Source organism: Curtobacterium sp. MCLR17_039 (assembly GCF_003234745.1).
GTDB lineage: Bacteria > Actinomycetota > Actinomycetes > Actinomycetales > Microbacteriaceae > Curtobacterium > Curtobacterium flaccumfaciens.
This window is the reverse complement of sequence record NZ_QKTF01000002.1, coordinates 115,926-128,563: the sequence shown is the minus strand read 5'-3', so window position 1 is coordinate 128,563 and position 12,638 is coordinate 115,926. Positions and strand designations below refer to the sequence as shown.

The following is a 12,638-nucleotide window of genomic DNA, read 5'->3' as shown; positions in this document are numbered from 1 at the left end:
ACGCCGCGGGGAGCGACGCCCACAGTGCGAGCAGCAGCACCGACCAGAGGACCGTCCGCGCCGACACCCGAGGAGCAGCCGATGCCGAACGTCGCCACCCGCCGTCACGTCCGCTGCGTCGGCGACCTGCCCCGGCTGCTCCTCGCGGTGTCGGCGCGGACGGTCCTCTGGTCGGTGCTGCTGCTCGCACTGTGGGCGTCGCTCCCCGCGGCGTTCGGGTGGCACGTCACGACGGTCGTCTCCGACTCGATGGCCCCCGGCATCCGGACCGGGGACGTCGTCGCCGCGATACCCGTCGACCCGGACGACCTCGAGGCCGGACGGGTGCTGCTCGTCGAGGACCCCGACCACCGGGATCGACTCCGTCTGCACCGGCTCGAGCGCATCGAACCGGACGGCGCACTGCGTCTGCGCGGGGACGCGAACCCGACGGCCGACCGCACGGCCGTCGAACCCGCGGCGGTCCTCGGAGTCGGGGTGCTGCGGTTCCCTTGGATCGGGCTGCCGGGCGTCTGGATCCGCGGGGGCGACTGGACCTCCCTGCTGCTGGCCGGCGTCGTCACCGCCGCGCTCGTCGTCGCCGGGCGGGCCGATCGGGACATCGTCGCCGGTCGCCCCTGCCGCACCTGCGGCACGCCCCGCCGTGACCTCCACTCTCCCGTCGTCGCGGAGCCCCGGACCGCAACCGTCACCGCCCCGACGTCGACCACCGTGCCGGTCACGGTGTTCACGGCAGCTGCCATCACCCTCACGCTGGTCGCCGGAGCGGGCGCGGGCGCCGGGTTCAGCGGCTCGACGGGGACCGCCTCGGCGCTCGGCACCGGCGGCTTCGGGTGCTTCCACCGGCCGGCGCCGGGCACGTCACTCGCGTGGGACTTCGCCGAGAAGAGCGGCCCACGGGTCGTCGACTCGAGCGGGTCCGGGGCCGACGGGACCTTCACGCCCGCCGCTGCCGCCCGGGTCGACGCGGACTGCGCGACGAACCCCTACGCGACGTTCTGGACCGAGGACGGCGCCGAAGGGTGGGCGGTCACGGACACCGCGGTCGACGCGCCGAACACCTTCACGATCGAGACCTGGTTCCGGACCGACGACACCGACGGTGGCCGGGTGTTCGGCTTCGGCTCGGACCGATCGGCGGCGCCGACCTACCGCGACCGGCACCTGTACATCGGCGCGGACGGAGTCCTGCGCTTCGGGGTCGAGGGCTCCGGATCGCAGTTCAAGTTCACCATCGGGTCCAGAGCGCCCGTGAACGACGGAGCCTGGCACCACGTGGTGGCCAGCTTCGAGCCACGGTCGATGACGCTCTGGGTCGACGGTTCGCTGCAGGGCAGTCGATCCGACGCCGTCACGCTGCGGCAGTACCCCGGACACTGGCGTGCCGGACGGCAGACCCTGTCCGGCTGGCCCGGTGCAGCGGGCTACGCCTTCACCGGAGACGTGGACACCGTCCGGGTGCACGACACCGTCCTCGACGCAGCCGCGGTCGCGCAGGCGTTCCAGGCGGGGCGCTGACACCAGACCGTGCCAGGTCCCAGCCGATCAAAGCCCAGCCGAGCCGAGCCCGGCCCAGCGTGTCGTCAGTGCGTCGCCTGCTCCACCCGGATGCGCGCGAGGATCTCGCTGCGCAGCTGGTCGGGAGCGGTCTCCTTGCAGGCGCGACGGACGGTCTCCATGAGCACGACACCGACGCGGTGCTCGGTCTGGCAGTCCTCGCACCCGTCCATGTGCTCGCGGATGTCCGCAGCGTCCTCGTGGCGGAGCTCGTCGTGCAGGAACTCCTCGAGCTCGGCCTTCGCCTTCGAGCAGTCGCAGCCGCTCATCGTGCGTCCTTCCGTCCGGTGCGACCCGTGGCCGCGGTTGCCTTCGTCGTCTGTGCCGCGCCTCGTCCCCGTCCACGCATCGTCGCCGTCGACGCTGCGTCCGGGACGATGCCGGTCTCACGGGCGTGGTCCGCCAGGAGCCCACGGAGGAGCCGGCGGCCACGGTGGAGGCGGCTCATGACCGTCCCCACGGGGGTCTTCATGATGTCGGCGATCTCCTGGTACGAGAAGCCTTCGACATCGGCGAAGTACACGGCCATCCGGAAGTCCTCCGGGATGGCCTGCAGTGCGTCCTTCACGGCGGAGGACGGCAGGTGGTCGATCGCGTCGGCCTCGGCGGACCGGGCGGAGATCGACTGGGTGACGCTCTCCGCGCCGCCGAGCTGCCAGTCCTCGAGCTCGTCGATGGTGCCCTGGTACGGGTTCCGCTGGTTCTTGCGGTACGTGTTGATGAACGTGTTCGTGAGGATCCGGTACAGCCAGGCCTTCAGGTTCGTGCCCTGCTTGAACTGGCGGAACGCGGCGAAGGCCTTGACGAACGTCTCCTGCACCAGGTCCGACGCGTCAGCCGGGTTGCGGGTCATCCGCATGGCCGCACCGTAGAGCTGGTCCATGAAGGGCAGCGCCTGGTCCTCGAACAGGGACCGCAGCTCCCCCTCGGAGACGGTCTTCGCGTCCACCGGCTCGTCTGCGGCGTCGTCGAGGGCTTCGTGCTCCTCTTCGACGGCGTCGAGCTGCACCTCGGTCTCGTCGACCAGGTGGTGCGGAGCTGCCTGCGGTTCGTCGGTCGTCATCGCCGCCAAGTCTAGGCCGAGCGTGCCGAGCGTCGTCGGCACCGCGGTCAGCACGGTTGCCGTGCCGGTCCGCTCTCGTGCGAGTGTTGCTGTCGCCACTGATCCTCCCGGTGCGTTCAGTACCCTGGTGAACCGATGGCAGACACGACGCATTCCCACAGCGGGGCCCAGCCCGCCGACCCCTGGATCGCCCCGGTCGCAGGGGGTCCGCTGCGCGGCGACGTCGCGCTGCCCGGGTCGAAGTCGCTGACGAACCGGGAGCTCGTGCTCGCGGCCCTCGCGGACGGCCCCTCCACGATCCGGCTCCCGCTGCACTCCCGTGACTCGGCGCTGATGATCGCGGGCCTCCGTGCGCTCGGCGTCGGCATCGAGGAGCTCGAGCCGGCGGCTGGCACCGCCTCGAACCCCTACGGCCCGGACCTCCGGATCACGCCCGCCCCGATGCACGGCGACGTCCGCCTGGACTGCGGGCTGGCCGGCACCGTGATGCGCTTCCTGCCGCCGCTCGCCGCCCTGGCCGTCGGGCCCGTCACGGTCGACGGCGACCCCTACGCCCGCAAGCGGCCGATGCACGCCATCGTGCAGGGACTCGTCGACCTCGGTGTCGACGTCACCGACGACGGCGGCGGTTCGATGCCGTTCTCGTTCACCGGCACCGGCTCGGTCCGCGGTGGGGCCCTGACGATCGACGCCTCGGCGTCCTCGCAGTTCGTCTCCGGGCTGCTGCTGTCAGCACCCCGCTTCGACGAGGGCCTGCACCTCACCCACGTGGGCGAACGCCTGCCGAGCATGCCGCACATCGAGATGACCGTCGCGGCGCTCCGTGCCCGCGGCGTCCGCGTCGACGAGCCGTCGGTCGGCGAGTGGGTCGTGCACCCGGGCCCGATCGGCGCGCGTGACGTCACGATCGAGCCCGACCTGTCGAACGCGGCGCCGTTCGCCGTCGCCGCGCTCGTCGCCGGCGGCACGGTGCGCATCCGCACCTGGCCCACCGAGACGACGCAGGTCGGTGCCGACCTCGAGACGCTCCTGCCCCTGTGGGGGGCGAGCGTGGCCCGTGACGGTGACGACCTGGTCGTCGACGGCGGCGTCGGGATCCGGGGTGGGGCCTCCTTGCCGGGTCTCGAACTCGACCTGAGCCGCGGCGGCGAACTCGCCCCGGCACTCGTCGCGCTGGCCGCGTTGGCGGACGGCCCGAGCGAGATCACCGGCATCGGTCACCTGCGGGGGCACGAGACGGACCGCCTGGCCGCGCTGGCGGCGGACCTCAACCGGTCTGGAGGCGCGGTGCACGAACTCGACGACGGCCTGCGGATCGAGCCGGCGCCGCTCCACGGCAGCGCCTGGGGCGCGTACGACGACCACCGGATGGCGACCGCGGGGGCGATCGTGGGCCTCGTCGTCGACGGCGTCGCCGTCGACGACATCGGGTCGACCGCGAAGACGCTGCCGCAGTTCCCGGAGCTGTGGGCGGCGCTCGTGGCGTCCTCGGTGGCCGCTGCACCGGTGAGTGGGGACTGACGCATGAGCTGGTGGGACGACACCGACGGTGACGACTCCGACGGGGACGAGCCGTACGGGCAGTACGACGAGTCGAGCGTGCGGGTGCGCCCCAACCCGAAGGGCAACCGACCGCGCACGAAGACCCGTCCGACGTACGACGACGCCCCGGTCGGCTGGGTGACGAACGTCGACCGCGGGCGGTTCGGCGTGCTGACCGACGACCACGTCATCACGGCGACGAAGGCCCGCGAGCTCGGCAAGAAGTCCGTCGTCACGGGCGACCACGTGTCGCTCGTCGGGGACGTCTCCGGCGACCCGGGCTCGCTGGCACGCATCGTGAAGGTCGCCGAGCGCACCACACTGCTGCGGCGGAGTGCCGACGACTCCGACGAGGTCGAGCGCGTCATCGTGGCGAACGCCGACCAGATGCTCATCGTGGTGGCCGCCGCCGACCCCGAGCCGCGCACCCGCCTGATCGACCGGTACCTGGTGGCCGCGTTCGACGCCGGCCTCGACCCGATCCTCTGCATCACGAAGACCGACCTCGCCGACCCGGCTGCGTTCCTGGCGCACTTCGCGTGCCTGGATCTGCGGATCGTGACGAGCCGATCGGACGACGTCCCCTTCGAGGCCCTGCACGAACTGCTCGACGACAAGGTGACCGTGACCGTCGGGCACTCCGGTGTGGGCAAGTCGACCCTGGTGAACGCCCTGACCGGCTCGACGCGCGCGATCGGCGTCGTGAACTCCGTGACGGGTCGCGGGCGGCACACGTCGTCGTCGTCGATCGCGCTGCGGGTCCGCGACGGCGGGTGGATCATCGACACGCCCGGTGTGCGGTCGTTCGGGCTGGGGCACGTCGACCCCGCGAACGTGTTCCGGGCGTTCGCGTCGCACGCCGTGCCGGTGCTGCCCGCGCGGGACGGCATCCCGCTGGCGCAGGCGCACGACTGGGAGATCGTCGACCGGGTGCAGGACGGGGAGCTGGGGCCGACCGGCGTCGAGCGGCTCGACTCGTTCCGGGCGCTGCTGACCGGGATGGGTGCGTCCGACCCCGGTTCCGAGTAGCGCGCGGCGGTGCTGGCTGGCGCTGGCCGGCGCCGGCCGGCGCTCGTCGGCGGCTGGTCGGCGGCTGGTCACGACACCCCGCCGTGTGTGCGTCGAGCGGTCACGAACTGTCGACTGGCGAGGCGGCACCCGACAGTTCGTGACCACTCGAGCGCCGGCGGGCGGTGAGTCGTGACCACTCCGGTTCCCGCGCCCCTCGCACCGTGCAGACTTCGCACCGTGCGAGGGGCGCACGAATGGTGCGAGGTTGTGCACTCCGTGCGGGCTCGCGGACCTCGCACGGAGTGCACAACCTCGCACCGGACGACGCCTCGACACCGGGCCGCCATCGACAAGGGCGCATCGGGGTTGTACAGTTGCGGTCGTGTCTGAAGTTGCAAAGTACAACTTTGCGCCGACCCCCGCTGTCGACGCCCCGTCCCCGAGCACGACGACGACGTCGCACGCGCACCACTCCCCCACCCACAAGTCCCCACGAGCCCCGAAGCCGCAGCGGTCCGACAGCGTCCTGCGCCCCGCCGGCCTCGGTCGTGTGCTGCTGACGTTCGCCTCGCACATCCTCGTGCCGCTGTTCCTGGCCGCCGGCATGGGCCTGGCCTACCTCGGTGCCTTCCACGCCCCGGCCCCGCAGGAACTGCCCGTCGGCATCGTCGGCCAGGGTGCGGCCACCCAGGTGTTCGCCCAGACCGTGACCGACCAGTCCGACGGGGCCCTCGTTGCCCACGTCGTCGCCTCGACGAAGGCGGCCGAGCAGCAGGTGCGCGACCGCGACCTCGCCGCCGTGTACGCGCCGACGGCGACGGGTGCCACGCTCTACGTCTCGACCGCCGCGTCGGAGACGACCGCGAGCGCCGCGCAGAAGGTGTTCCTGCCGATCGCCTACGACCAGCACGTGCCGTTCCGGGTCGTCGACGTCGTACCCACGGGCGACCAGGACACCACCGGCCAGGGGCTGTTCTTCCTGCTCGTGGCCCTGAGCGTCGGCGGGTACGCGTCCGCGATCGCCGTGGCCTCGGTCGCGACGAAGCTCCGCGCCGTGTGGACCGCGGTCATCGGGCTCGCCACCGCGGGGGTCGTCGCCGGCATCGGCGTGATCGTCGCCGGACCGATCTACGGCGTCATCACCACCCACCACTGGCAGGTGTTCCTGTTCGCCTGGCTCTACGACGCGATCATCGTCGCGCTCGGCGTCGGGCTGCACCCCGTGCTCGGCCGGTGGACCACCCCGATCCTCACGATGCTGTTCGTGATGCTGAACTTCACGTCGTCCGGCGGGATCTTCCAGCCGGCGTTCCAGCCCGGGTTCTTCGCCGCCCTGCACACCTTCTGGAGCGGTGCCGCGTGGCTGCAGGCCGCACAGGATCTGCAGTACTTCCCGGACGCCTCGCTCGGGCGTTCGTCGCTCGTGCTCGCCCTCTGGCTGGCCGCCGCGCTCCTGCTCTGCGTCGTCGTGCACGGACTCGTCGCCCGCAGGACCCGCATCGCCCGCGAGCGCGAGGTCACCCGGCTCGAGGAAGAAGAGGTCGTCGCCGCGTAGCGACGGTAGGTTGGGCGACGTGGACCTCAGCGCCGACCTGGACTTCGCCCGCTCCCTCGCCGACACCGCCGACGCGATCAGCCTCGAGCGCTTCCGTGCCGCCGACCTGCACGTGACGAAGAAGGCCGACAGCACGCACGTCACCGACGCCGACCAGGCCGTCGAACGGGCCCTGCGCGAGCGGCTCGCCGCCGAGCGACCGGACGACGCGTTCCTCGGCGAGGAGACGACGGCGGACACCGGGGCCGAGGCCGTCAGCGAAGGGCACCGCCAGTGGGTGGTCGACCCGATCGACGGCACCGCCAACTACCTGCGCGGCGTACCGGTGTGGGCGACCCTCATCGCGCTCGCGGTCGACGGCCGCCCGGTGCTCGGCGTCGTCAGTGCGCCCGCCCTCGGCAAGCGCTGGTGGGCGGCCGAGGGCTCCGGCGCGTTCTCGCTGGACGGACCACTCCGGGTCTCCGGGGTGTCCGAGCTCGCCGACGCGAGCCTGAGCTACAACAGCATCCAGCAGTGGGACGACGACGACCGCCTCGAGCCGCTCGTCGACCTGTCGCGCCGGGTGTGGCGCACCCGGGCCTACGGCGACATGTGGTCGTACATGATGGTGGCCGAGGGCGTCCTCGACGTCGCCGGCGAACCGGACCTGAAGCCGTGGGACATCGCGGCCCTCGTCCCCATCGTCGAAGAGGCCGGCGGTCGCTTCACCTCGCTCGACGGCGACCCCGGGCCGTGGCACGGCAGCGCCCTCGCCTCGAACGGCCTGGTGCACGACGCCGTGGTCGAGGTCATCCGCCGCGACTCCTAGGACCGGTCGGCGCGCCGACCACCCCGCTCGGCGGACCCCGCAGCCGCGCCAGGGTGCTCGGACTCCCCGTCGGACCGCCGCGCCGCCCGCCGACGCGCCACCAGGTCCGCACCGGCCAGCACGAGCGCCAGCGCCATCAGCGACACCGTGAACGTCGTGCCGCTGCGGAACGCGTCGTGGTACGCGTCGAGACGCCCGCCAGACCCGCCGGATCCCGACCCCGCCGCCTCGCTCCGCACGATCCCGTAGAAGATGCTGGTCGCGACCGCGGTGCCGATCGCCGTGCCGACGCGCTGGCCGAGCTGCTGCATCGACCCGGCCACCCCGGACTGCTCGACGGGGATCTCGGCCAGGGTCAGGGTCTGGTTCGGCGACACCACGAACCCGCCACCGAGTCCGCCCACCAGGAACGCGCCGGCCATCGCCCACGGCGTGACCTCCGGCGGGGTGGCGACGGCGGCGACCATGAGCAGCAGGAAGCCGACGACGACCATCCCGAGCCCGGCGACCACCAACGCCCGCCCGACCCGGTCCACGATCCGTCCGCCGATGTAGGAGCCCACGGCACTCGTCGCGGCGAAGGGGATGCTCACCATGCCGGCGAACAACGGCGAGAGCCCGAGGCCCTCCTGCAGGTACAGCGTGACCATGAGGAACGACGCCGGCAGCGCCGCGAAGTAGACGGCCACGATCGACAACCCGTTGCGGTACGACGACAGCCGGAACAGCTCGAAGTGCACCACGGGCGACTTGCCCTGCCGCTTGAACCGCTGCTCCCAGAGCACGAACAGCACGAGGAACACCGCGAAGCCGACGAGCCAGAACCAGCGGCTCGCGGAACCACCGCCGCCACTGGTCAGCACGAACGGCAGCATCAGGGTGATGATGGCGGCACCGAGCAGCAGGATGCCGACGACGTCCAGTTCGCGGTCCTGCGCCTTCCCTTGGGCGCCCTTCGGCAGCAGGCGGACGGCGAAGAGCAGTGCGGCGATCCCGAGGGGCACGTTCATCCAGAACAGCAGCCGCCAGCCGGATTCCTCGCCGCCGATCGCGATGAGGCCACCGCCGATGGTGGGCCCGAGCGCGGTGGAGATGCCGATCATCGCCCCGAACAGCCCGAACGCGCGGCCCCGCTCCGGTCCGCGGAACAGCTGCTGCACCAGTCCGATGACCTGGGGCATCTGGATCCCGGCGGCGAAGCCCTGCAGGATCCGGGTGACGATCAGCACCTCGATGTTCGGGGCGACGGCGCACAGCAGGCTCGATCCGGTGAACGCGCTGAGGCCCACGATGAACATGACGCGCCGGCTCTTCAGGTCGCCGAGCCGACCGGCGGGCACGAGGGCGAGGCCGAACGCCAGCGCGTACCCCGCCACGATGAGCTGGAGCGACGAGCTGGTGGCTCCGAGGGACTGCTCGATCGAGGGCAGCCCGACGTTCACCTTGGACAGGTCGAGGATCGTCAGGGCCGCGACCGCCACGCAGACGGCGAAGGCCCGCCACCGGGTGCGGTCATCGAGGCGGGCGTCGGTCGGTTCGGCGTTGGACATCCCGTCCGTGCTACACCTGCGACGACGAACGAGGTCCGGACAGACCTGTACCCCGGTTCCGTCCGGCGGACCCGGATCGGGGTGCAGAGGGCGGGTGCCACACCCCCCTCGTGGCCCCCCGTACTGGGGGCACCGTTCTGGACATCTGCTCACCGGAGTCCGCTCGGCGAGCCGGTACCTGAGTTATCGTGCTCCAGACGGCAGGTCACGTGATGCTCTCGGATTCCCTAGATCCGGACGGCGGAACAGACCGGTCGTGTTCGTCCGAAGACCCTAACCCGAGGGGTGATACAGACGATGACATCATCGTTCCCGAGCGGAACCGAGTGCACCCACACTCGTCGACCGCATCCAATCCACGACAGTTCCGGCGCGCGCTCAGTCGCCGCCGCTCGTCCGCACTCCGCCACGGTCACCCGCCGTGCAGCAGTCCGGTCCGCCTCCGTGCGCCCCGTCGCAGCGACCCCCGTGTTCGCCGACGCCCTCCTCGCAGCATCCGCCTCCGGACCCGGAGGCCGGTGAGTCATGGCACTCACCGGTCGACGTCTCGAGGTCGACCGGATCGCGACCCTCGCAGTGCTCCCACGGGAGTCCGCGATGGTCGTGGTCGGCGACCCTGGTTCCGGACGAAGCAGCGTCCTCGACGCGGTCTCGAACCGCGTTTCCCTCCCCGTCGTCCGGGTCGGTGTCAACGGGAGTGAATCCCGCTGGCCGCTGGCCGGGGTGACCTCCCTGTTCACCGCGCTCGACGACCCCCGAGCGACCGCACACATCGCCCACCTGCTGCAGGCCGGCGGGACCGCGGCCGCCGTGACGGCCGGGCTGGCGGCGGCGCACGACTTCCTCGACGCCGTGCACGCCCTGACCCTCCCGCCGACGCTCGTCCTCATCGACGACCTCGACCGGATGGACACGGAGAGCCAGGAACTCATCGCGTTCCTCGCCGGACGACTCGCGGGCACCGCCCTGCGCGTCGTGGCGACGGTCCGCTCGGTGCCGTCGGACGGTCCGCTCGCGGCCCTGCCGATCCTGCGCATCGAACCGCTGCCGTCGGACGAGGCCCTGGTCCTCGCCCGGGCCATGGCACCGGCCGAGGCGAACGACGGTGTCCTCGCCGTCCTCGCCGAGGAGACCGGTGGCAACCCCGGCGCGCTCCGCGAACAGCTCGCGGTGCTCACCCGGGAGCAGCTCACCGGCGCGGAGCCGATCGTGCTCCCGCTCCGACCCACTCCGACGACCGAGGCCATCGCGGCGCTCGCACTCGGGCCCGCCGCGGGACGCGATCTGGACGTCCTCGCGAAGCTCGCCCTGGTGCCCGTCGCGAAGACCACGGCGTGGGACCGCGACGAGCTGGACGACCTGGTCGGGGCCGGTCTCGCGACCGTCCGCGGGCAGAGCGTCACCGTCCGGCACCCGTTGGTCCGTTCCGCGCTCTACTGGCGGATGCCCGCCCGTGACCGTCGTGCGGCACACGCCGAGCTGGCCACGGCGAGCGCGGAGACCGACCCGCGGTCGGCCGCGTGGCACCGGAGCTTCGTCGACGACGTCCCCGACGTGGTCGCACTGCTCCAGGCCGCACGGTCGTACGTCGTGGACGGCAACGTGCACGCAGCGATCGCGCTGACCGAACGTGCCCTGCACATCGGTGGCGGGACCGAGGACGAGCACGTCGCGCTCCTCGGGGTCGCGGAGGCCATGCTCGGCAAGCGCCTGCTCGGCTTCGCAGCGCGGTACCTCGCGGCGCTCCGTCCGTTCCGGACGACGCCGAACGAGGTCCGCCGGCTCCGGCTGCAGTACTCGGCCGAATACCTCAGCGGTGACGCCGTGCACGCGGACGAGCTGCTCGTCCCCGTCGACGCGACCGACCCGGCCGAGGTGGACGCCGTCGCCGGGCTGATGGCCATGGTGGCGTGCTTCCGTGCCGAGGCGTGGGAGCTCGACCAGGCCAAGGACCTGCTGCACCGGATCGAACCACTCGAGGGGTCGGCGTCCGGGCACACCCTCGAGATCGCGACGACCGCGCGGGAGCTCATCGCCGCCGTGGACGGCGTGCTGCCGCCCGACACCGAGCTGCACGACGGGCTCGCGACGTCGGAGCTCGTGGCGATGTCGGACCCGGCCCTGTTGCTCCTCGCCCACGCGCTGAGCATCGGCGAGCGCTACCGGAGCGCGCGACGGGTGTTCGCACTCGTGCTCGCCCGGGGGCAGGAGACCGCGGCGGTGTGGACCGAGGCGGCCCGCTACCTGACGTCCGAGAACGAGGTGCGCTCCGGCAACTTCCGGCAGGCGCTCCGCGCGATCGACGTGTGGGAGTCCGGTTCGTCCGTCGCCGAGCGGTTGCGTGAGCCCTCCCGGGCGATCGCCGTCGCGTGGCGGCACTTCGCCGAGGGCCGTTCCGCCGAGGCGCTCGACGTCGTGGACCGGTGCCTCGAGCACCGATCGACGAGTCGGCTCTGGGGTGCGACGGCGAAGCTGCACGCGCTCCGCGGCAAGGTCCTGCTGCTCGACGGCCGCCTCGACGAGGCAGCCACCGCACTCGAGGCCGCCGACGCCATCGGCCGGTCGCTCCGGAACCCCGCGGTGCTCCGGCACCTCGGCGACCTGGTCGAGGCGTACGTGCGTCTCGGACGGACCGACGACGCGCGGACGATCACGGCCCGCCTGGCGGCTGACCACCATGCCCGTCCCGGGCGCTGGGGTGCCCTCGTGCTGGCGCGGAGCCTCGCGCTCGTCGCCGACGACACCACCCGCGAGACGGCTCGTCGCCGTGCGCTGGAGCTGTTCCAGCCGCACGACTCGCAGTACGAGCGGGCTCGCACGTTCGCGGCGCTGGCCGCGGTCGGCAACCCGGCGGAGCGTCCGCGCCTCGGTGCGGCGGCCGCAGCGGCGTACGAGGCGGCCGGCCTGCGTCGACCGCTGGTGACGCCGGCGCCGGCTGCGGCGATGCCGCAGTTCGGCACGGGCTCGTCGTCGATCCGGTCCGGCCCCGTGCTCTCGCCGGCGTTCCCGGGGACGCCGCGCAGCGCCCCCGACGCGTCGGCGGTGCTCACGTCGCTGACCGCCGAGGAGCGTGCGGTGGTGCAGAAGGTCACCGAGGGGTACCGCAACCGCGAGATCGCCTCGTCGCTGTTCATGTCGCAGCGCACGGTGGAGCTGCGGCTCACGCAGATCTACCGCAAGGTCGGCGCGCGGTCGCGATCGCACCTGGTCGCGCTCCTCACGTAGGAGACGCACCACAGGACGGACGGGAGGCCCGGTACCAGCTGGTACCGGGCCTCCCGTCCGTCGTCCCTCGCTTGGTGCGAAAGCGCTTGCGGGAGTCCGCACGCGACCGCAGCGCGGTGTGCCCCCGCACGCGGGGAACCGCAAGAGCGTCCGACGGGTGTTGCCGTGTGGTCGGCGGCGGGTGAGGCTTCTCCTGCACCGACCGCCGTGCCCCTCCCCCGGGGGCCAGCCCGCGGTACCCCGTCCGGTACCCGAACCCCTCGGCCCAACGACACCGACGTCCGTCCTCGCCTGATCCGAGGACGGGCGTCGGTTCCCGGGCCGGGA

9 protein-coding genes are annotated in these 12,638 nt (G+C 72.5%); 6 read left to right on the top strand and 3 right to left on the bottom strand.

Annotated elements, in window-relative coordinates:
- The first annotated feature begins 81 nt into the window (after window positions 1-81).
- Complete coding sequence (locus tag DEJ00_RS02580; RefSeq protein WP_111056336.1) at window positions 82-1,518, top strand: LamG-like jellyroll fold domain-containing protein; 1,437 nt, start codon at window positions 82-84, stop codon at window positions 1,516-1,518.
- 65 nt (window positions 1,519-1,583) lie between these two features.
- Here the strand turns inward: DEJ00_RS02580 and DEJ00_RS02575 are convergent, their stop codons facing one another.
- Both DEJ00_RS02575 and DEJ00_RS02570 read right to left on the bottom strand, forming a co-directional pair.
- Window positions 1,584-1,826, bottom strand: coding sequence for a zf-HC2 domain-containing protein (locus DEJ00_RS02575; protein WP_027465838.1), 243 nt, complete (start codon window positions 1,824-1,826; stop codon window positions 1,584-1,586).
- The gene (locus tag DEJ00_RS02570) at window positions 1,823-2,620 is read right to left on the bottom strand and encodes a sigma-70 family RNA polymerase sigma factor (protein WP_216852363.1); all 798 of its coding nucleotides are present in this window, start codon (window positions 2,618-2,620) and stop codon (window positions 1,823-1,825) included. The genes DEJ00_RS02575 and DEJ00_RS02570 overlap by 4 nt, the downstream gene beginning before the upstream one ends.
- Before the next feature lie 135 nt (window positions 2,621-2,755).
- Between DEJ00_RS02570 and aroA the strand changes: the two genes are divergently transcribed.
- The 4 genes from aroA to hisN all read left to right on the top strand — a co-directional run bounded on the left by aroA (window position 2,756) and on the right by hisN (window position 7,536).
- Window positions 2,756-4,141, top strand: coding sequence for a 3-phosphoshikimate 1-carboxyvinyltransferase (gene aroA, locus DEJ00_RS02565; RefSeq protein WP_111056335.1), 1,386 nt, complete (start codon window positions 2,756-2,758; stop codon window positions 4,139-4,141).
- Window positions 4,142-4,144: 3 nt separating this feature from the next.
- On the top strand, window positions 4,145-5,191 hold the full coding sequence (gene rsgA / locus DEJ00_RS02560) for a ribosome small subunit-dependent GTPase A (RefSeq protein ID WP_111056334.1): 1,047 nt from the start codon (window positions 4,145-4,147) through the stop codon (window positions 5,189-5,191).
- A gap of 364 nt (window positions 5,192-5,555) precedes the next feature.
- Window positions 5,556-6,728 carry a hypothetical protein gene (locus DEJ00_RS02555; RefSeq protein ID WP_146245672.1) on the top strand — a complete coding sequence of 391 codons (1,173 nt, stop codon included), beginning with the start codon at window positions 5,556-5,558 and terminating at the stop codon, window positions 6,726-6,728.
- A 19-nt stretch (window positions 6,729-6,747) separates the two neighbouring features.
- The gene (gene hisN, locus DEJ00_RS02550) at window positions 6,748-7,536 is read left to right on the top strand and encodes a histidinol-phosphatase (protein ID WP_111056333.1); all 789 of its coding nucleotides are present in this window, start codon (window positions 6,748-6,750) and stop codon (window positions 7,534-7,536) included.
- Here hisN and DEJ00_RS02545 read toward each other — a convergent pair.
- Window positions 7,533-9,086, bottom strand: a complete 1,554-nt coding sequence (locus DEJ00_RS02545) for an MFS transporter (RefSeq protein ID WP_111056332.1) — start codon at window positions 9,084-9,086, stop codon at window positions 7,533-7,535. The genes hisN and DEJ00_RS02545 overlap by 4 nt on opposite strands.
- Window positions 9,087-9,611: 525 nt before the next feature.
- Here DEJ00_RS02545 and DEJ00_RS02540 point away from each other — a divergent pair.
- A complete protein-coding gene (locus tag DEJ00_RS02540) occupies window positions 9,612-12,311 on the top strand; it encodes a LuxR family transcriptional regulator (protein WP_111056331.1) in 2,700 nt (899 codons plus the stop codon).
- Window positions 12,312-12,638: the final 327 nt, after the last annotated feature.